Source organism: Streptomyces sp. NPDC002935, assembly GCF_040611295.1.
GTDB lineage: Bacteria > Actinomycetota > Actinomycetes > Streptomycetales > Streptomycetaceae > Streptomyces.
Genome location: NZ_JBEXNW010000039.1, coordinates 68,717 through 88,135 on the forward strand (window position 1 = coordinate 68,717; position 19,419 = coordinate 88,135).

The window sequence follows — 19,419 nt, forward strand, 5'->3', positions numbered from 1 at the left end:
AGACCCCCAGGGAATCCTCATACAGAGTCCGGCCGAGCCCGCTGTCGGCGAACGCGCCGCAGTCGAGGCCCGGACAATCCGCGGCCTGCGGCCCTGCACCCGCGCTACTTGCCGTCCAGTGCTGCCACCAGCTGAGGCAGGGCGCCACCGGCCGCAATGAGGGCCAGGTGGTCGTGGAAATCCCGGCTGTGGACGATCAGGCCGCCGCGAACCCTCAACACCTGGATATTGGCGGACTCAAACGTCCGTCCGGTCGGCCGGTGGTGTACCTGGTAATCCCATTCGGCGACGATCAGCTCCGGGTCGTCGGTCTCCCGGATCACCACATTCGCCGGGGTCAGCTCCACCGGACTGCCCGCGGCGACCTGCGCGAACCGCTCCTGGAGCGCAGACCGCCCCTCGGCGCGGCGCGGCGCGACCGGCTCGAAGACGGTCTCCACCACGGCGTCCTCAGCGTAAAGGTCGGCCAGTTCGGTGTAACGGCCTGCGGCAATGCCTTCGAGCAGCTTCGTGAAGACCTCGCGTGGTGACAGCATTTCGGACATGGTCAACCTCCGTCGGAATGCGTCGCTAGAATCGGACTAGTGAGTCCGTTTTGACGATACGGACTAGACACTCCGGTTGTCCAGCACGGCTCTGCGGCCGGCGAGGAAGGGTGGAAGGGATGAGCGGCGCCGAAGAGCGCCCACTGCGGGCGGACGCGGCCCGTAACCGGGCCAGGCTGCTGGACGTCGCCACGGAGGTGTTCACCACCCGTGGCGTCGGCGTGCCGACCGAAGAGATCGCCCGGGCCGCCGGGGTCGGAGTCGGCACGCTCTTCCGGCACTTCCCGACCAAGGAAGCACTGCTGGAAGCCGTGATGGTGCGCAGGCTGGAGGCGATCGCCGCCCGAACCGCGCAGCTGGCCGCCGAAACGGAGCCCACCGAAGCCTTCTTCGCCTGCTTCCGCCTGGTGATCGAACAGTCCGCGGGCAAGAACGAGTTCACCCGGGCACTCGCCTCAGCCGACGTGGACGCGCACACGGCCCTGCGGGAGTCCAGCGAGGCGATCCAGGCCCAACTCGCCGGACTGCTGGACGGGGCACAGCAGGCAGGAGCCGTTCGCCCAGAGCTCGGCCTGCCGGAACTGATCGCCCTGCTGGCCGGCACCAGCACGGCAATGGAGCAGCTCGGGGCAGACCCGGCGGCCCGGCAGCGGATCTTCGATGTGGTCTTCGACGGACTCCGACCGCACTGACCGACGATGTGCCGCCTTCCTGTGCCCTTGCGCAAGGGAGTGCGGGTCAGACCGAACGATGCGAGCACTGGACGCCGGCAACTGACCCTTGGAATCGATCATCTGGCGGGCCGCCCTGTTAAAAGCTCCGGATCACCGCGGCCGGCGGAACCGACCTCAGCCGGTAGGCATCCCTGTGCCTGGTGATATGTCCCACGGTCGGCGGAAAGTGCGTGCCGAAGACGAGGGTTTCAGTGTCAGCGAGCGAGGCGAGCAGCCGACGACGAGTCGTTTCGGCCAGGGGCGAGCGTTCCAGTTGGCCACCGAGTGCGGGAGTTGGCCACTTGAGCAACACGTTGGCCGGGTGTACGACCCTGGTCTCACATCAAGCACCCACGTGTAGATTTTGTGCCATATTTCGGACACATCTCCTGGAGAAAGGCATGTCATGAAGTTCGCGGTCATCGGCGGTACCGGGCTGATCGGGTCGCAGGTCGTCAAGAATCTGAACGCCGTCGGGCACGAGGCGGTGCCGCACTCGCAGTCCACCGGAATCGACGTCATCAGCGGCCAGGGACTGGGCGAGGCGGTGGCGGGGGCCGACGTCATCGTCAACCTGACGAACTCCCCGACCTTCGACGAAGCCTCCCCGGCCTTCTTCCAGACCTCGATGGACAACCTTCTGGCCGCGGCCCAGGAGGGCGGCGTCGGCCACTTCGTCATTCTCTCGATCGTCGGTGCGGACCAGGTGCCGGAGCTGGACTACTACCGGGCCAAGGTGCTCCAGGAGGACATCCTCGCGGCAGGGCCGGTCCCCTACTCGATCGTCCGCGCGACGCAGTTCATGGAGTTCATGGACGCTGTCCTGTCCTGGACCGCCGACGGCGACACCGTCCGGCTGCCCGCCACGCCGATCCAGCCGATCGCCTCCAAGGACGTGGCCGACGCGGTGGCGGAAGTCGCCGCGGGCGCCCCGCTGGGGGGCATTCGCAACATCGCCGGGCCCGAGGTCTTCCCCCTGGACGAACTGGGCCGGATCACCCTCACCCACAAGGGCGACGGCCGCACCGTTGTCACCGACCCCACCGCCGGCATGTTTGCCGTCGTCAAGGGCGACGTCCTCACCGACAAGGACGCCAACCTCGCCCCCACCCGCTACGTCGACTGGCTCTCCTGAACCGCTCGCGCCCTCCAGCCTCCAGTTCGGCCAGACGCGGACGATCCAGGTAGCCGACAGGTGCTCCATGTCCTGAGCGCTGTAGTCGGCCAAACTGGCCGACTACAGCGCTCAGTCACGTGCGCAGGGCCGGTGCGCAAGGCGCTGCGCAGAAGGAACAGGACTGCGCAACGGTCTGCGCAGTGCGGGTCTGGTCAGTCCTGGTGGGACTCGACCACAGGATCTTGGAGGGGCGGGCGAGCAGATCCGCCAGGTCCTGCGCAGCAGCTGCCGCACTGCGCAGATCCTCCGCAACCGGCGGAACCGCCACGTCGGGTCGTCCAGGCTGTCCATCCGGATGACACCCTCGCGTGCCCACATCTCCAGCACCGCGGCGAGCCGTCCCACGCCTGCCTGAGCCGCCCTGTCAGCTCCGTCAATGCCCGCGTGGTCGCCTGGATCCGCGGCGCAGTGAACGCCTCCGGGTCATCAAGGACCGACCGGTTGACCCGCTCGACCAGATCGCGGGCTTCCCAAGCAAGATCAGCAGGCTTGGGCGACGTCGACTGCACGACAATCTCCTTCATCAAGCGGGCAGTACGCCCGAGTCTGGCAGCCTCCAGTTCCCGCAATCAGGCAGCCGATCACCCCTGCAAGCAACCGGTCAGATCCGCTCACCCGCGGCCACACAGAACCGTCCTTCAGCCGACCCTGCGGCGGCGGATCCGGGACCAGCAGAGATCTGCCGGCCGTGGCGCCAGATCCACCGCCACCACGGGACGCCCCAACTCACTCCACCAGGGGCGGGCGAAGCACGTCCGAACGGCTTTCACCGTAAACACGCGTGGCCCGACCACGGCACCCTGACCAGGCACATCACTGCCCCCAGTACACAGTCGTCCCAAGCAAGCCAAGTGACTCCGCGATGCCCCGGCTCCTCACGTGACCTCTCGGTTCGCCGATCTCCGCCCCCTGAGACCGAATTCGAACACGTGAGCGATGAGTGGCGGGGTGTCGAGACGGCCCCCGAGCCGGGGACAACGGCTGGGGTCCGCCGCTACTCACCGCGCGAAGTGATCCGCGTAAACCTGTACGTCGACAACGCCTTTTACACGGGCATCGCACGCGCCAGCTATGAGGCACCGGACGGGCGACTGGCGTACAACCTGCTGCTGTGGCCGCGCCCCTGGGATTCACCGTCCGGCTGGTACTGGTTCGACGAGACATGGATACGGCGCCGCGTCTTCCCCGGCACGGGAAGCCGGCCATGACAGCCCCCGAGGACGCGGTGGAAGCGCGGCCGTGGCGGCAGGGAGACGGCCCGAAGCCGAAAGTGTGGACGTGGCCGCTCACCGATCCGCCCGCCCTGTGGGTGCGCCACAAGGGCACCTGGAGGTGGGCGAGCGTGAGCGCCCGGCAGGACTGGCCGGACTGCCGGACTGCCTACCAGGCACTGATCGACACCGACGGGACGGCATCGAAGTCCCACCGCACCTTCTGGTGGCCCCACGAAGTACTACGCGTTGCCCACCACAGCACTGCCGTACCCGCCACCGAGGTGGGCCGCGGCGGAGACCTGCCACGGCCACCACGCCTCGTGAAACTCGCCTGACTGCAGTGCGGTCCAGCTTCAATGTTGCGCAGGCAGGAAGCCCTCGCGTGAGCGTCCATGCGTAGAGAGGCGACGATGCGAAGGCAGAAGCTTCACTGACGCGGAAGAACAGGAGGATAAGGTGGACGCTGACGCCTCCTGACCGGCGGAGTACCCAGTCCCAGTACGCCGCGTGCGACCTCCATGAACGCTGAGCGGCATTCGCGCTTGGCCGGACTGCCCTCCGCGCGGTCGGCGTTGCGCATGAGGTCATGGAGTGCCCGGACATAGTCATGCGCTGCTTCGGCTGTCGCATGTGGGCAGGTCAAATCCACTGCCTCCTTCGCGAGCCATAGCTCGTGCAGCTTTTCGTCCGCTGGATCAGATGAATCCGGGAGACCGAGGTCTCGACGGTCCAGGATCAACTCGATGCGTTGCGCGGCAGCCAAGTAGCCAGGTAGCCCAGAATGGCCTCTTTCAGCTCGGCACGCTTACCGTCAGCCCGTTGAAGCTGGTCACGTCGCAACTCGATGCGCATCGCCAAGTACTGGCCCACGAGGGTGCCGGCGGTGCCGGGGAGAACACCGAGGAGAGCAAGGGCTGTTCCTTCCGTAACACCATCCATGCGGAACAGCTTGGTGGACTGCCCGCGACCCTGGGCAGGACTTTCGCTCTCTTCCCTGGCACGAACGTAGCGCGAGATCCGATCATCGACCGCGTCGCCTCCGGCACATCGAGCGCGCGAGCAGATCTCCTGCCGTACGAGCGTTGCAAGCAGTCCCCGACCGGATCCCATCCGGTCGGGGACTGCTTGTACGAGCTGTGGCCGTGAAGGGCGGTCGCCTACGCGGCGAAAGGCTCCGCAGGACTTCAGCCGAACGATCTTCCCTGCGGGCTATGGATGAGGCCCGGGGACACTGCCCCCTCCACGTCCGCGATCTCTTTGGCAGTGCCGTCTGCCCGTGCATTCCCGCTGCGTTGACCGCAGGTCAGGGGGCGCTGGGCGATGTCTCGCCTGAGCCAGGCATCTCGGAGCACAGGACCAGCAGGGTCTTCTCACAGGCCTTCGCGATGTGCTCCCGGAAGGGTGGGACCCTCGGATTCGTCACCGCCCCCCGCCGGAGCGCCGCGAGGGCCTCGATCCACTCGATGGCGTCCTCCGGCAGAGTGTAGGGCTGCCCGCTCAGACGCTGCGCCGGCCTTGGCGCCAGGGGCATCCGACCCGTGTCCGAGAGCACGCGGGTGCGCACCACCGTCGCGGTGCGCTGAACGATCTCGCACACCGGTCGGTGCTGCGGCCCCCTCGCTCACCGGACGGCCGGCGCGCTCCTCAGCGCTGCGCAACTCCCAGGCCCGCCGACGGTGCACCAGCCCTGCGAGTATTGCGGTCACCTGCGTGGGGCCGTGTCACAGGTATCTCGTAGGCTTCGGGCCATGAGCGAGGGTGATTCCGGCAGACGGGTCATAGAGGGGCGCTTCGAGCTGGAGACGCGGCTCGGTGGCGGTGGCATGGGCACGGTGTGGCGTGCACGCGATCTGGTCCTTGACCGGGCCGTGGCGCTCAAGGAGGTGCGGCCGCCCGATCCGGGTCTTGCCGAGTACGACCCGCAGGGCGCGGCAATGCTCCGGGCCCGAGTACTGCGCGAGGCACGGGCGCTGGCTCGCGTCGATCACCCCAATGTCGTGACCATCCACCACGTGGTGGACGGCGGCGAGTACGTCTACCCGTGGCTCGTCATGGAACTGGTGACCGGCGGATCACTTCAGGACCGCCTCGACAAGGGGCCGTTGGCGCCCGCCGACGCCGCCCGGCTGGGTCGCGAGGTGCTGGCCGCACTACGCGCCGCGCACGATGTCGGCATCCAGCACCGGGACGTGAAACCCGCAAACGTGCTGATGAGACCCGACGGACGTCCCGTCCTCACCGACTTCGGCATCGCGACCATCAGGGACTCGACCGCCCTGACCGCGACCGGGTCGATCATCGGCACGCCCGACTACATGGCACCCGAGCGCATCTCCGGCGGCGAAGGTGGCCCGGGCTCCGACCTGTGGTCGCTGGCGATGATGCTGTACGTCGCCGTCGAGGGACATCACCCGCTGCGCAGGGGAACCACCCTCGCCACGCTGGCGGCACTGTTGAGCGAGCAGCTTCCGCCACCCGCCCAAGCCGGAGTCCTGACCGGGTTCCTGAACGCCGTGCTCGTCAAGAACCCGGCCGACCGGGCGGACGCGACGACCGCGGACCGGCTGCTCGCGGAGGCGATCGAGGGCAGCAACACGGTTCCGAGTGCTCCCGCCGGGGCGGACGGGGCCACGTCTTACAGGCTGGCCCCTCCGCCGGGTGCAACGCCCGCACCCTCCGCGCCGGTTGGGTCCGGACCGCCTGCCGGCTTCGGACCAGCTGCCGGCTTCGGGCCGGCCTCGGGCTTCGGCCCGCCGACTCCGTACCCGGCGGGCCCCACACGGCAGACGCCGACGCGGCCGGGCAACCGTGCGAAGGGCCGAATCGCGATCGCCTCGTCCGTCGTCGGGACCGTGCTGGCAGGAGTCCTGGTGTGGACCCTGCTGCCGGACGGCGGCGACAAGGACAGTGGAAAGCCCGCCGATTCAGTCGGCGCGACCTCCTCGGCCAGGACGACGGACCCCACTCGCACACCGTCCCGCTCGACCCCGACGCCTCAGGCCGACGCGAAGACGGATCTGCTCACCCCCGCCGGCATCCGGACGGCGGTGAAGGAGATCGAGGCCGCGACCGGCACGGACCGCGCATGCGACCTCACGGTCTATCCGACCTATGTCTCCGCGGAAATCATGGTCAAGGGCAGCGACACCAAGTACAACAGCTACACCTACCGCCCGGGCCAGGGCGTCGAGAAGGGCATCATCAGCAGCGCGATCATCGGCGGCGAACGCTCCTTCAGTCTCGACAGCTTCGACTGGGACGTCCTTCCCGCCCTGCTGAAGCGGGCGGAGAAGGACCTGAACGTACAGCGGCCGACCATGCGTTACATCCTGGTCCGCCCTGCCGACGACACGTTCGACACCCCGCTGGGACTGGCTGTCTATCTCACCGACGACCACGTCACCGGCTATCTGGATGCCGACCTGAAGGGCAAGGTGACCCGGGTGATGCCGGCCCAGGACTGAGCGATCTGTCGGCATCGCCCGCGCCCTCGACCTGCTCATGTGGCCTGCCAACGGCCTTCGCCGCCCCGCAGGTTGGCCGCCCACTTGTCGTGCTGCGTGCGCTTCACCGGCCGCTCCTCCTCGGTGGCGGGGGCCAAGGGAGAACGGGGTACAGCCGGGCGGGGGACGCAGGTGCCACGGTGCGAGGGCGTGCGGGAGGTGGCTAAGCACCACCCCTACAACGATGGCGCTGCTGAATAAGACCACGACTCCCGCTACAAGGGTGCCGAGACCGCCCCAGGCCAACGCCTGCAAGCGCACCTGCCGTCGCGCGGTACCCGTGACGCTGTGCACGGTGAAATTCAGCTCCTTGCCGGACACCTCGCAGCGCACCGATCGCCGGGCCGCCGGGAGCCCGTCGGCGGGCCGCACCATCTCCCACGGCATGCCCTCGTAGTCCCACGCCACGGTGGACGGGCCTGCCGGGTGCCCCCAGAAGTTCATCCGATGGGAAACGATGCCCTCGATCCCGGCCGGCGCCCATTCCCGCATCCACGACAGCGCTTCATCCCGGTCCAGCGTCATGGGGCACAGCGTCCAGGGCGGCATGAGCCCTTGATCGGCGAAGAGTTTCTCCAGCCGGGCCCGGCGATCACGGTAGGGGAGTCGGGCCACATCCCCGTCCCCAACGTCGACGCGTAGCAGATCGAAAGCGACGTAGTGGGCTGGAGTCGAGTTGACCTCGGCTGCCACGGATGCCGGGCGCCGGTTGGGGCGGCGCAGCAGTCGTTCGAAGGCGAGACGGCCGTCATGCCAGATCACGAGCTCGCCGCTTATGTGAGCTACCACATGTGTCTCATCAACAGCCTCCTATCCGTCGGCAGATCACCGCCGGGAGTGGTTTCTGAGCGGGGAGAAGGCGCCCAGGCCTCGGCTGCGGGATGGTGGACGGATTCGACGTGAACGAGGTGATCGAAGCGGGATGAGCTGCACCCCGTTTCGTGGAGTCCCCGGCCTGCCCCGGATCCCGTGTCGTACGGTCTGACGTCGCGGTCGCCCACAGTCCGCAACGGATCTCGCCGAACCCGGCGGTGCCGCCGGGTTGCCGAGAGATCTGAACCAATACCGGGAATCAGGCGGCGACGAGCTCTTGCTCGCGGTCCGGCGTTTTGACCTTGGGCTTCTTGTTCGGCAGCGAGAGCCGGAAGACCTTGTGCCACGCGGAGAACACCTGCTTGGGCAGCGGGCCGGTGACGTACTCCAGCTCGTACTTCTCGAACAGCGCGCGCACCTTCACCGCGACCTCGGCGTACCGGTTGCTCGGCAGGTCGGGGAACAGGTGGTGCTCGATCTGGTGCGACAGGTTGCCGGTCATGAAATGCATGGCCTTGCTGCCGCTGATGTTCGCCGAGCCCATCATCTGGCGCAGGTACCACTGGCCGCGCGTCTCGCCCTTGATCGACCGGCGCTCGAAGACCTGTACGCCCTCGGGGAAGTGCCCGCACATGATCACCGAGTGGGACCAGATGTTGCGGACCAGGTTCGCGGTGAACGTGGCGGCGAGCGTGGGGAGGAACGACGGGCCCGACAGCAGCGGGTGGATCACGTAGTCCTTGAGCACCTGCTTGCGGATCTTGCGGCCCACGGCCTTGGCCCGTGCGCGGAATTCCGGGTTCTTGCGGCGGCGCTTGTGCAGGTTCTTGGCGAGCTCCAGGTCGTACGCTGCGATGCCGTACTCGAAGAAGCAGGCGTTGATGAAGTTCCACAGCGGCTGGCCGAGGTGGAACGGGTGCCACTTCTGGTCCTCGTCGACGCGCATGATGCCGTAGCCGAGGTCGTTGTCCTTGCCGATCACGTTGGTGTACGTGTGGTGCAGCTCGTTGTGCGAGTGCTTCCACTGCTCGGCCGGCGAGACGTGATCCCAGTCCCAGGTGGTGGAGTGGATCTTCGGGTCCCGCATCCAGTCCCACTGGCCGTGCAGGACGTTGTGGCCGATCTCCATGTTGTCCATGATCTTCGCCACGGACAGCCCGGCGGTGCCGAGCAGCCACGCGGGCGGGAAGATCGAGAACAGCAGCACGCCCCTGCTGACCAGCTCGAGCTTGCGCTGCGCCGAGATGACCTTACGGATGTAGGCGGCGTCTTTCTCACCGCGGCCGGCGATCACCTCGTCGCGGATCGCGTCCAGCTCGCGGCCAAGCTCCTCGATCTGCTCCGCGGTCAGGTGGGCGGTGGGGTCGATGGCGGTCAAGGTGCTCCTACCGTTCGATGTCGCAGGGGCCCGCCGCGGCGGACACGCAGGTCTGGATGAGGACGCCCGGCTCGGCCTCGGTGATCTCGCCGGTACGCAGGTCGCGGACGGCGCCCGCCTTGAGCGGCGTGACGCAGCCGAAGCAGATGCCCATGCGGCACCCGGAGGGCATGAGCACGCCGGACTCCTCGCCGATGTCCAGCAACGGCGTGGCGCCGTCCGCGTCGACGGTCTTGCCGGTGGCGCTGAACGTGACCTCGCCACCGTCGCCGGCGACGACGATGCTGGGGCGGAAGCGTTCGGTGTGCAGGCGCTCTCGGACACCGTGCTCGGTCCAGTGCTCTTCAGCGGCGTCGAGCAGGCCCGCGGGTCCGCAAGCCCAGGTCTCGCGCTCGGCCCAGTCGGGCACGAGTTCGCCGAGACGGGCGATGTCGAGCATGCCGTCTGTGTCGGTGTGCAGCTCGGTGAGACGCAGCTTCTTGTCCGCGACCAGGTCGTGCAGCTCGTTGCGGAAGATCACGTCTTGAGGCTGTGGCGCGGAGTGGACCATGACGACGTCGTCGAACTCGACGTCGCGCAGCATGCCCATCACGGGCGTGATGCCGCTGCCGGCCGTCAGGTAGAGCACCTTGGCGGGCTTGGCCTGCGGCAGCACGAAGTCACCGGTCGGCTGGTCGAGCTGGATCAGCGTGCCCGGTTTCGCCTTGCGGACCAGGTGGTTGCTGACCTTGCCGTCCGGGATCGCCTTCACGGTGATCGTGACGCGGCCGTCCTGGCGGTTTGTCGGCGAGGTGACCGAGTAGGCACGCCACAGGCGCACCCCGTCGACGTCGACCCCGATCCGCACGTACTGACCGGCTGTGTGGCCGCGCCAGCCCCGTCCCGGCCTGATCACGACAGTCGCGGCGTCACCCGTCTCGGGGTGCACGGCCTCGATGCGCCCACGCAGGTCAGCGCCCGCACGCAGCGGGCTGACCAGGTCGAGGTAGTCCGACGGCAGCAGCGGCGTCGTGACCATCTCCAGCAGTTTCCACGCCCTACTGCGGAGGGCTGCACTCGTCATGACTCCAGCTTGATGCGCCTCAGGGCGTAAAGTCCTGTCCGCAGGACGTAAATCTGGTCGGCCGAATTGTTCGCAGGGAACAAAAATATGAGCCATGCAATCCGGAGGGCCACCGAGCTGGCCCTGGATGAGACGACGGTCACCGCACTTCGGGCCGCGCTGAAGACCACCGCCGACGAGGTAGTCCAGGCGATCATCGACGAGGTCCCGTCCTACGCCAACGCCCTTTCGGGCCGCATGGGTGGCACCATCCGCCGAGCCGTGCGCACCGCCCTGGGGCACTACCTGGACCTCGCGAGCGGGAACGCCACGGGCGGCGACGGCGATGACGCAGCTTACGAGCTGGGCCGCGGCGAGGTGCGCGACGGCCGTTCGATGGACGCCCTACTCAGCGCCTACCGCGTCGGCGCCCGCGTGGCCTGGCGATGCCTGGCAGCGGGTGCCGTACCCGCAGGTCTGCCCGCCGCCGAGGTCGCCAAGTTCGCCGAGCTGACCTTCGCCTACATCGACGAGCTCTCGGCCGCGAGCGCCGCGGGCCACGCCGACGAACTGGCCGCCCGGGGCAGGGCCCACGAGCGCCACCTGGAACACCTGGCCCGCGACCTCCTCGCCGGCGCGAGCCCGGACGTGCTGCTGGCCTCTGTTCAACGGGCCGGGTGGCAGCCTCCGGTTTCACTGACCGCGGTCCTGCTGCCCGCCGCCCAGGCCCGGCCTGCCTACCGCGCGCTCGACCCGAGCACCCTCGTCCTCGACGATCTGCCGGATGCCACCGGTGTGCTGCTCGTCCCCGATGCCCACCGATCACATCTCTTGCGGCAGCTGACCGACCGCACCGCTGTGGTCGGCCCGGCCCGGCCATGGACTCGTGCGTCCGCCTCGTACGCACGAGCCGTACGCGCGCGCTCCCTCTCCTCTGACATTCGCGACACCGAGGACCACCTGCCCGAGCTGGTGCTGAGCGCTGACGTGGACGCGTTCGCAGACTTGCGTGCCCGAGCCCTCGCACCGTTGCGGACCTTGCCTGTCGCGACCGCACGGCGGCTGGAGGAGACGTTGCGGGCGTGGCTGCTGCACCAGGGCAGGCGGGACGAGGTGGCGGCGGCGTTGTTCATCCATCCCCAGACAGTCCGGTACCGGATGTCGCAGCTGCGGGAGCTGTTTCCGGATCTCGCATCGCCACAGCGGGTCCTTGAACTGACGCTGGCGGTCGGTCTTCGGGTCAGCTGACGCGTACTTCGACCGTCCACGCCCCTGTCCGCGAGCGGTCCACGGCTTCGGCGATTCGGTCGGCAAGATTGTCACGGATCTCAATCATCCTCGCCCCCTCCGTGGGAGAAACGATGAGAACGGGGCATCGGATGCACGCGTGCTCGTGAGCGCAGTCTGCGCCATATGTACGTCCGCACTCACCCAGAGCGAGCTTCCGCCGCTCGAAGTGGCCCAGGAATTCCTCCCACTCTTCAGGGATGACGGCTCTATATTCCTCGGCGGGCCTGAGGCTGCGACGCCGCGCGATAAACGCCCGGTGGGCTTCGATGGTGTCGGATGGGTAGATCGCGGCGTGACCCATGGTGGTGTTCAGGTTGTCGTGACCAGCGATGACCTGGGCGATGTGAGGGGGAAGGCCGTTGAGGATGGCATCCGTGATAAACATGCGACGGAAATCGTGCGCCTGGAACGTCACCGGATTTCCTGACTTGTCGACGATCCCGGATGCTTTCAGTGTCGCCGTTAGGGCATCTCGAACGTCCGCACTGATATTGCCCGGTTCTCGCCACTCACTGACCACTGGTAGAGAATAGACATGGGAGGGTTCCAAACCTGTTCATTCAAGTCGTAAGAGTGGGCGGCGCTGATGGTTCCGTCAGGGCCTCTCAAGCGAGAGATGATCCGGCTCAAGACGGCGGCCAGTTCCGGGTTGATCAGCAGAAGCCGTTCTTTATCCGTCTTGAACTGGGCGATCTGCAAGAGCGGGACCACCTCCCCGGTGCTGGGGAGCTTGTAACTGATGATGCTGTGGTGGCCGATCTCCATAACTTCTTCGATCCGAATCCCGGCATGGCGGAGGATCTCGATAGTGGACCAGGCGATGAAAGCCCGTTTCTCCGCGGCTGCAAGATTGCGTCCCCGACCGTTGGCGTCGTAGACGTGTCCGGGGCCGCTGCGTCTCCGGGTCCGAACAGAAGGCCCTGACCGCCAACTGATTCAGGCATCCATGCCCTCGCCGTCCTCATCTTGACCCGCAGGTGACAGGACGCCTGTCCCCCGCTGTCCTCGGCCACCGGCCCCTGAAGGTGTGGCGGAGCCTGCTTCTTGTGCCGGTAGTGCTCGGCGTGCCGGTCCGGCACGAGGCGATCCGACATGACACGGAGACTGACAGCTCGTTCAGGTTCATTCAGCGTCTGTTCAGCGGGCCTGTCGCACCCTGAGCCAATCAGCTCGGCCGCACGCGGCGGCCGAGGGTTGCGGCGAGAGGCTGCGGCATGAAGCGCAAGGGCAAGTGGATCTTGGGGGTCGTGCTTTCGGCCGCCCTCATCGGCGGTGGTACCGGCATCGCTGTAGCCACGAGTAGTGGTGACGACAACGAGACGCCCATCTCGGGACCCGCGCTGGAGAAGGCAAGCGCCGCGGCGCTCGCGCACACCGGAGAAGGCAAGGTCACGGACACCGAGGTCGGCGACGAGGAGGGCTACTACGAGGTCGAGGTCACGCTCGACAACGGCAAGCAGGCCGACGTACACCTCGACAAGGACTTCAAGGTACTCGGCAGCAAGGTGGACGGCGGGGACAGGCCGAGCGACAAGGACTGACCCGGCGCGCCATATCGGACCGCACCCGTTGCCCGGTGGGGCGCCGGCCAGGGCTCCGGTCAATGGCCACGGCCGTGCGGTGGGGGTCTTGGCGGAGCCGAATCGGTTTTCGTGCCGGCCCTTCGGCATCAGCGCCTTGCTCGACAGGGCCGCTCTCCCCGATGCCGGGTGAGCGCCGGCGAGCAGCTCGGACTCTTCGGACCGGAGCGGGACTTCGCCGGGCCGCGTGCATGGATGTGGATATGGAGGATCAGATCGCCGGGGCGCCTCCGGTTTTGATATGGAGTGAGGACTGTGACGCCGGGACTGTGTGAAGTCGAGGGTCACGCCGGACCCGGGCGGCTATGCCATCCGGGCTCCCAAGCCGGGGCCACAGTGCTCCGCCTGCACTACTGCATCCGCTTGTCCCCGCCCGAGGCTCCCGTAGCGTGGACCGTATGCGCGTGCTGATCGTCGAGGACGAGGAGCGGTTCGCGGCCGGGCTCGGGGACGGGCTGGAGGCTGAGGGTTTCGCCGTGGACGTGGCGCTCGACGGGGTGGACGGACTGTGGATGGCGCGTGAGAACGCCTACGACGCGATCGTCCTCGACATCATGCTGCCGCGCCTCAACGGCTACCGGGTCTGCCGGACTCTGCGCGGCGAGGGCAACTGGACGCCGATCCTCATGCTCACCGCCAAGGAAGGTGAGTGGGACGAGATCGAGGGCCTCGACACCGGCGCCGACGACTACCTCACCAAACCCGTCTCGTACGCGGTGCTGCTCGCCCGGCTGCGGGCGCTGCTGCGGCGTGAGGCCCGCGAGCGGCCCGCGGTGCTTGCGGTGGGCGACCTGCTGCTGGATCCGGCCGCGCGCACGGTGACCCGGTCGGGGCGTCAGGTCGAGGTGACGGCACGGGAGTTGGCCGTACTGGAGTTCCTGATGCGGCGCACGGGCGAGGCCGTGAGCAAGCGGACAATCCTCGACCATGTGTGGGGCGACGACTTCGAGGGCGATCCGAACATCGTCGAGGTATATGTGCGGCGCCTGCGCAACAAGGTCGATCGTCCCTTCGGGCGGGATTCGCTGCGGACCGCCCGGGGGCACGGGTATCGGTTGGTGCCCGATGGCGAGTGAACGGCGGCGCCTGCGGACGGTGCGCGTGCGAGCCACGGTGATCGCCGCGCTGGCCGTCGGGCTCGCGCTGATCGCCGGAGGCGCCGCCCTGGTGCTCGGGCTGCGGGTCGAGCTGAGCAATGACGTGCGGGACGCCGCGCGGGGCCGCGGCCAGGAGGTGGCCCGGGTGATCGAGGCGGGGCGGGGGGTGCCCCAGGTGACCGTGGCCGACCCCGCGGAGGAGTTCCTTCAGGTTGTCGACGAGCGGGGGACGGTCGTCGCGGCGAGCTCGAACATCGAGGGACTGCCCGCACTGACCCGGCTCCGGCCCGGCGGCAGCACCGAGGTCGACACTCCGATCGACGAGGACCCGTTCCTGGTGGTGGCGGTCGGGGCGCGGGACGGCGACCGGCGTCTGACCGTCCTGGACGGCCGTACGCCCGCCGGGGTCGCCGAGGCCACCTCCACGGTCACCCGGATGCTGCTCGTCGGGGTGCCCGTGCTGCTGGTCCTGGCGTCCGCCGCGACCTGGGTGGCCGTGGGGCGGACGCTGCGGCGGGTCGCACGCGCGGAGGTGGCGCAACGGCGGTTTGTCTCGGACGCCTCGCACGAACTGCGCTCCCCCGTCGCCACGGTCCGGCAGCACGCCGAGGTGGCCCTCGCCCATCCGGCGCGCGCTGATGCGGGGGCGCTGGCCGGGACGGTCCTGGACGAGGCCGTCCGCATGCAGCGCCTGGTGGACGATCTCCTTCTCCTCGCCCGCGCCGACGAAGACGCGATCCGGCCACCGCGGCGCCCCGTCGACCTGGACGACCTGGCCTTCGAGGAGGCGCGGCGGCTGCGGGAACGGCAGAAGGGCCCGCGCGTCGACAGTGGCGGGGTCTCGGCCGGGCGAGTCCTGGGCGATGAGGACGCCCTGCGCCGCGTGGTCCGCAACCTCGGCGAGAACGCCGCCCGCCACGCCCGTTCCCGGGTCGCCCTGACGCTCGGTGAGGCTGGCGGAACCGTACGGCTGGACGTGGACGATGACGGTCCCGGGGTGCCGGAGAGGGAGCGGGCCCGGATCTTCGACCGCTTCGTGCGTCTGGACGAGGGCCGCGCGAGGAGCGAGGGCGGGGCCGGCCTGGGTCTCGCGATCGTGGCCGAGCTGGTGGCGGCGCACGGGGGCACGGTGACGGTGGGGACGGCGCCCGAGCTGGGCGGGGCGCGCTTCACGGTGAGGTTGCCGGCCAGCCACTGAGGGGTGCCGGGTTGTGACGTTGTGCGGCTTCGCCGCGTGGGCGCGTCGAGTCACCACGAACCCGCAGCCGCTCACGAACCGAATGGCCCGTCCCGCGCTGCCTGACGGCACATTCAGGTGCGTTCAGCGTCCATTCAGAAGGTCAGCGGGACGCTCATCGCAGGCCACGTCCCAAGGAGGCCGCCATGAACACCAACCGCCACATCCTGCTGACCGGAGCATCCGTAACCGCCGCCGCACTCCTGGCCGGTGCGTGTTCGGGAGCCGCCAACACCGCTGAACGCCAAACCAAGACGAGCGCCTGCGTTCACGTCGTCGACGCGGACACGGGCAAAAAGGGCGACGCCTGCCTGCCCACGGCGCCCGAAGCGGACCGCGCCGACCTCACCGAGCCGCGCTTCACCCACCCGACGAAGATCACGAACCCGCTTCACCCCACCAGCGAGGTCACCCAGACGATCTACGGCGGTCAAGTGGACGGCAAACCCTTCCGCACCGAGGTCAGTCGGCTGCCCGGCACGAAGACCATCGAGGTGGACGGCAAGCCGGTCGAGGCCCGCATCATCCAGTACGCGGCCTTCTCCGACGGCCGGATCCAGGAGGTTGCCCTCGACTGGTACGCACAGGCCGACGACGGCTCCGTCTGGTACCTCGGCGAGGACGTCTTCAACTACGACAACGGGGTGGTCGCCGACACCGAGGGCACCTGGCAGGCAGGCCGCCACCACGCACCGCCCGCGATGATCATGCCCGCGGCCCCGGAGAAGGGCGACGTGTACCGTCCCGAGAACCTCCCAGAGATCGTCTTCGAGGAAGTCACCGTGCGAGCCGTGGACCAGACGGTCCACGGGCCGTACGGCAGGCTCGAGGGTGCGATCACCGTCCGTGAACTGCACATGGACGGCTCGACCGAGGACAAGGTGTTCGCACCGGGGTACGGGGAGTTCTCGACCGGCACCAGCGGCGGCGACCTGGAGGCGGTGTCGCTGGCGGTGCCCACCGACGCGAAGCCCGGACCGCTGCCGGCCCGGCTGACCGCCCTGGACCGCGCGGCCGTTGCCGCCCACGAATCTCCCGGGGCCGCCACCGTCCGCGAGGTCCGCGCCGCTTGGGACACCTACCGCGCCTCCGACGCCGTACCGGCGCTGCTGGAGCGGCAGATGGAACGTGACCTCGCCGCTCTGGAGAAGGCCGGGAACGGTGCGCAGGCGGTGGACCCCGCCCTGCGCGTCGCTCAGAACGTGACGGACCTGCGACTGCGCTACGAGCCCGTGCCGACGGTCGACAGGGACCGACTCGCCCTCTGGACACGCCAGTTGACCATCGACGTGAAGGCCGGGAACGAGGGCGCCGTCGCGGGCGACGTGACGGCCCTGGAGCTCGCTTGGGAGCGGGTACGGCACGAAACCCCGGACGCCGTGCCGGTGGACACGGATCTGAAGAAACTCCGTGCGGCAGCCGATGCCAAGGACCTGGCCGAGATACAGCGACTCGCGCCCGAACTCACCCAGCACATTACGTAGTTGGAGGGTTTGCAGCGCCTGCACGTGAGATTGCACGAGGTCGAGCCGGCTCGACCGTGGTCATCACGATCAAGGCCCGTTCCCGCAAGGAGAATGAAGGCCATGCAAATGGATCGCTTTCCCCGCCGCCGGCCGAGGGTCGGCGCCTGGGTGGGTAGTCTCCGTGAGTGCATGCCGTTGCCGCTGAGACCTTGCTGCGCGTCAACGCAGGGCTCGCTGTAGCACTTGTCGTCTTGCTGCTCGGTGCCACCGCCGTAGCCGTGTGGTTCCGATTTTCCCCGGACGAATCGTTTTCGAGGGCCCGAGAGATCGTGACGGCCGGTGTCCGGGCTGCTCTACAACTGGCCGCTGACTCCTTCGTGATCGGCTGGGCTGTCCACCACACCGCCGCTCTAATCGGGTTCCTGTGCCTGATGTTCGCCGTATAGCGACCCGCACCGCAGGACGGCGCATCACCTCGAACGTCCTGGCCAGGCCCGTGCCGAGCACCGCGTTGACCTTCTGCGCGGTCATCGGCTCACCACCCTGCGCGTACTGTCCATCAGCGACCTCGCCGGCCTGGACATCTTGCCTGCGGCGAGGGTGCGGTAGGCCTGCTCGACGGTGTCGACGACGTCGGCGAGGGAACAGGTCGCCACCATCGCAGCAGGTCCATGCCGTACGAGCGAGGGGTCAGCTCCGAGTAGGGCCCAGCCATCAGGTCCTTGAAGTACACCGCGACCGGCTCGACCGGCCTCTCGAACGGGTCCAGCAGCTGGTACGGCTCCCAGGAATCTCCCATCTCCGGCAACTTGCCTATCTCAGGCAAGACGAAGTTCCTCAGATCCCTTCGGGACGTTCTTCACCGGGTATGACGGGAAGCTAGCAGAACCCCAACTGATCTGCGCAAACAGGTGAGTTAGTTCGGTCAACAGGCCGAGGGCGAGCACGTCACGTTCGACGTCACCCAGGGCCAGAAGGGTCCTCAGGCTGAGAACATCGTCCGCGGCTGACACGAGCAGCCTGCGGACGCTCGAGGCCCTCGAGAGCCGCGGGTGCCCACCGCTTGAGGAGGGGCCCGCGCAGTCGGGCCCCTCCTCCGTTCTCGCGGCCGATCCTGAAGGGCTCGCCGTGACGTGGTCAGCCCGGTCCCGCCAGAGCGTTACAGGACCGGGCTGCAGCTGAGGACCAGTGGCCGGGCAGCGGCCGGGGCCCCAGCTTCCCTGTGAGTGGTCCATCCGCGTAGGAGTCGGCTGCCGACGACTGCAGGGCGTCGGTGTGGATCAGCGTCCACGTGAACCGTCCGCTAAGCGATTCGGTAGCACGCTGCGCGCCCTGCTCATACAGGTGCGGAAGTTGCCGGGCGACGAACGCTCGGGCCTCCGCGTCCACGCGCTGCCGGAAGTCGACGATCGCGGCCTGGAACTGAGCGAGCCGGTCGGCGACCATCCGGGAGCGGGCGCCGTCACCGATCGCTGCCAGCACCGGGGTCTGCTGCGCTGCCAGGCATCGTCCAGCACGGCGGCGACCCGCGCCGCGACCGTGGCCGCGTCGCCGGGCGTCAGCGGCGGGAACTCGTACGCGACTACCGCCGCCAGTGGTGGGCGCGCTGCAGCGGGGTGATGGCGAGAGCGTTCCCGCCGGCTGCCTCATCCGGCGCGGGCGCGGCCTCGACGAAGGCGATCTGCCGCTCAAGGCCGGTGAGGTTGTTGCTCTGGTCCATCGTGACAATACGTTGACGGTCAGCTGGAGGGGGTCTGCCAACAGCTTCGCCCGCCGCTCCGACAGCCCTTCCAGGGAGACGGCGCGGACCGTGCCGAGCCGTGCGGAGCGGGTCGGCGGTGTTGGTGGCAGGACCGAGCTGCGCCAAGAGCCAGGCGAGGACTGCGAGGTCCACGGGGTGTCCCTTCCGGGTGTGTGGCGCAGCCCGGCCCTGGTGCGTCTGACTTTGTCAGGCGGCTCCCTCCTGGGGTGTGGTCGGCCGGAGGAGCCGGATGTGGGCAGCGGGCCGGCTTGGCGTGGCGGGAGGGCTTGCGGCCACGCCACTTTGGTTGGCGAGCAGGATCTTCAGGTGTGTGCTCTCCATGGTGGTGCTGCCTTCGGATTCGTCGGAGCCGAGGTACGCCCGGCTTGGATGTCATGGTCCGTCGTAGTCCGGGGCGCGGATGGCCTTGGGGTGCCGACGTAGTCGTGCCCTCTTTCGTGCTGATCGGCTGCGGTGGCTGCGTACCGATCGTTGTTCTGGGTGGGTGTGGGGGGCTGGCGTTGGTGGGGTGGGGTCTGGGTTGGTTGGGGGTCGGTCGGGTGTCTGGGTTGGTGTTTTGTGGGGTGTTGGTGGGTGGGGGTTGTTGTGGTGGGGTGGGGGCG

Annotated in this window: 19 protein-coding genes and 3 pseudogenes; 13 read left to right on the forward strand and 9 right to left on the reverse strand. The window is 68.4% G+C overall.

What is annotated here, in order from left to right; all coding sequences use genetic code 11:
• Positions 1-104: 104 nt before the first annotated feature.
• Positions 105-545 (reverse strand): nuclear transport factor 2 family protein, encoded by a 441-nt coding sequence (locus ABZX90_RS36515; RefSeq protein ID WP_355212269.1) that lies wholly within the window; start codon positions 543-545, stop codon positions 105-107.
• 119 nt (positions 546-664) lie between these two features.
• On the opposite strand from ABZX90_RS36515, the gene ABZX90_RS36520 reads away from it, so the two are divergent.
• From ABZX90_RS36520 to ABZX90_RS36545, 6 genes are all read left to right on the forward strand, one after another.
• A complete protein-coding gene (locus ABZX90_RS36520; protein ID WP_355212272.1) occupies positions 665-1,237 on the forward strand; it encodes a helix-turn-helix domain-containing protein in 573 nt (190 codons plus the stop codon).
• Between the two features lie 427 nt (positions 1,238-1,664).
• Entirely contained in the window at positions 1,665-2,393 is a 729-nt protein-coding gene (locus ABZX90_RS36525) for an SDR family oxidoreductase (RefSeq protein WP_355212275.1), read from the forward strand.
• A gap of 1,052 nt (positions 2,394-3,445) precedes the next feature.
• Positions 3,446-3,643: a hypothetical protein gene (locus ABZX90_RS36530; RefSeq protein ID WP_355212278.1), complete on the forward strand. Its 198-nt coding sequence runs from the start codon at positions 3,446-3,448 to the stop codon at positions 3,641-3,643.
• The gene (locus ABZX90_RS36535) at positions 3,640-3,984 is read left to right on the forward strand and encodes a hypothetical protein (protein ID WP_355212281.1); all 345 of its coding nucleotides are present in this window, start codon (positions 3,640-3,642) and stop codon (positions 3,982-3,984) included. Before ABZX90_RS36530 ends, ABZX90_RS36535 begins: the two co-directional genes overlap by 4 nt.
• 484 nt (positions 3,985-4,468) lie before the next feature.
• Entirely contained in the window at positions 4,469-4,795 is a 327-nt protein-coding gene (locus ABZX90_RS36540) for a hypothetical protein (RefSeq protein WP_355212284.1), read from the forward strand.
• Between the two features lie 602 nt (positions 4,796-5,397).
• A complete protein-coding gene (locus ABZX90_RS36545; protein ID WP_355212287.1) occupies positions 5,398-7,113 on the forward strand; it encodes a serine/threonine-protein kinase in 1,716 nt (571 codons plus the stop codon).
• Positions 7,114-7,614: 501 nt separating this feature from the next.
• Here ABZX90_RS36545 and ABZX90_RS36550 read toward each other — a convergent pair.
• The 3 genes and pseudogenes from ABZX90_RS36550 to ABZX90_RS36560 form a co-directional block, all read right to left on the reverse strand.
• Positions 7,615-7,941 (reverse strand): annotated as a pseudogene (locus ABZX90_RS36550) (ATP-dependent DNA ligase); the annotation flags it as partial.
• Positions 7,942-8,224: 283 nt separating this feature from the next.
• The gene (locus tag ABZX90_RS36555) at positions 8,225-9,343 is read right to left on the reverse strand and encodes an acyl-CoA desaturase (protein WP_355212290.1); all 1,119 of its coding nucleotides are present in this window, start codon (positions 9,341-9,343) and stop codon (positions 8,225-8,227) included.
• Positions 9,344-9,350: 7 nt separating this feature from the next.
• On the reverse strand, positions 9,351-10,406 hold the full coding sequence (locus tag ABZX90_RS36560; protein WP_355212293.1) for a ferredoxin reductase: 1,056 nt from the start codon (positions 10,404-10,406) through the stop codon (positions 9,351-9,353).
• An 87-nt stretch (positions 10,407-10,493) separates the two neighbouring features.
• Between ABZX90_RS36560 and ABZX90_RS36565 the strand changes: the two genes are divergently transcribed.
• Positions 10,494-11,633, forward strand: coding sequence for a helix-turn-helix domain-containing protein (locus tag ABZX90_RS36565; RefSeq protein WP_355212296.1), 1,140 nt, complete (start codon positions 10,494-10,496; stop codon positions 11,631-11,633).
• Here ABZX90_RS36565 and ABZX90_RS36570 read toward each other — a convergent pair.
• Together ABZX90_RS36570 and ABZX90_RS36575 are read right to left on the reverse strand one after the other, a co-directional pair.
• The gene (locus ABZX90_RS36570) at positions 11,626-12,090 is read right to left on the reverse strand and encodes an integrase (RefSeq protein ID WP_355212298.1); all 465 of its coding nucleotides are present in this window, start codon (positions 12,088-12,090) and stop codon (positions 11,626-11,628) included. The genes ABZX90_RS36565 and ABZX90_RS36570 overlap by 8 nt on opposite strands.
• Before the next feature lie 47 nt (positions 12,091-12,137).
• Positions 12,138-12,440, reverse strand: coding sequence for a hypothetical protein (locus ABZX90_RS36575; RefSeq protein ID WP_355212301.1), 303 nt, complete (start codon positions 12,438-12,440; stop codon positions 12,138-12,140).
• Positions 12,441-12,889: 449 nt separating this feature from the next.
• Between ABZX90_RS36575 and ABZX90_RS36580 the strand changes: the two genes are divergently transcribed.
• The 5 genes and pseudogenes from ABZX90_RS36580 to ABZX90_RS36600 form a co-directional block, all read left to right on the forward strand.
• On the forward strand, positions 12,890-13,216 hold the full coding sequence (locus tag ABZX90_RS36580; RefSeq protein ID WP_355212303.1) for a hypothetical protein: 327 nt from the start codon (positions 12,890-12,892) through the stop codon (positions 13,214-13,216).
• Between the two features lie 437 nt (positions 13,217-13,653).
• Positions 13,654-14,331 (forward strand): response regulator transcription factor, encoded by a 678-nt coding sequence (locus ABZX90_RS36585; protein WP_355212306.1) that lies wholly within the window; start codon positions 13,654-13,656, stop codon positions 14,329-14,331.
• A gap of 25 nt (positions 14,332-14,356) precedes the next feature.
• The gene (locus ABZX90_RS36590; RefSeq protein ID WP_355212309.1) at positions 14,357-15,550 is read left to right on the forward strand and encodes a HAMP domain-containing sensor histidine kinase; all 1,194 of its coding nucleotides are present in this window, start codon (positions 14,357-14,359) and stop codon (positions 15,548-15,550) included.
• Between the two features lie 185 nt (positions 15,551-15,735).
• The gene (locus ABZX90_RS36595; protein WP_355212312.1) at positions 15,736-17,073 is read left to right on the forward strand and encodes a hypothetical protein; all 1,338 of its coding nucleotides are present in this window, start codon (positions 15,736-15,738) and stop codon (positions 17,071-17,073) included.
• Positions 17,074-17,240: 167 nt separating this feature from the next.
• Positions 17,241-17,536, forward strand: a pseudogene (locus ABZX90_RS36600) (ABC transporter permease); the annotation flags it as partial.
• 46 nt (positions 17,537-17,582) lie between these two features.
• Here the strand turns inward: ABZX90_RS36600 and ABZX90_RS36605 are convergent.
• A complete protein-coding gene (locus ABZX90_RS36605) occupies positions 17,583-17,714 on the reverse strand; it encodes a hypothetical protein (protein WP_355212325.1) in 132 nt (43 codons plus the stop codon).
• Between the two features lie 276 nt (positions 17,715-17,990).
• Between ABZX90_RS36605 and ABZX90_RS36610 the strand changes: the two are divergent.
• A pseudogene (locus ABZX90_RS36610) lies at positions 17,991-18,065 on the forward strand (cold shock domain-containing protein); the annotation flags it as partial.
• Between the two features lie 127 nt (positions 18,066-18,192).
• On the opposite strand, the gene ABZX90_RS36615 reads toward ABZX90_RS36610, so the two are convergent.
• Entirely contained in the window at positions 18,193-18,537 is a 345-nt protein-coding gene (locus ABZX90_RS36615) for a hypothetical protein (protein ID WP_355212315.1), read from the reverse strand.
• Between the two features lie 100 nt (positions 18,538-18,637).
• Positions 18,638-18,775 carry a hypothetical protein gene (locus ABZX90_RS36620; RefSeq protein WP_355212318.1) on the reverse strand — a complete coding sequence of 46 codons (138 nt, stop codon included), beginning with the start codon at positions 18,773-18,775 and terminating at the stop codon, positions 18,638-18,640.
• Positions 18,776-19,419: the final 644 nt, after the last annotated feature.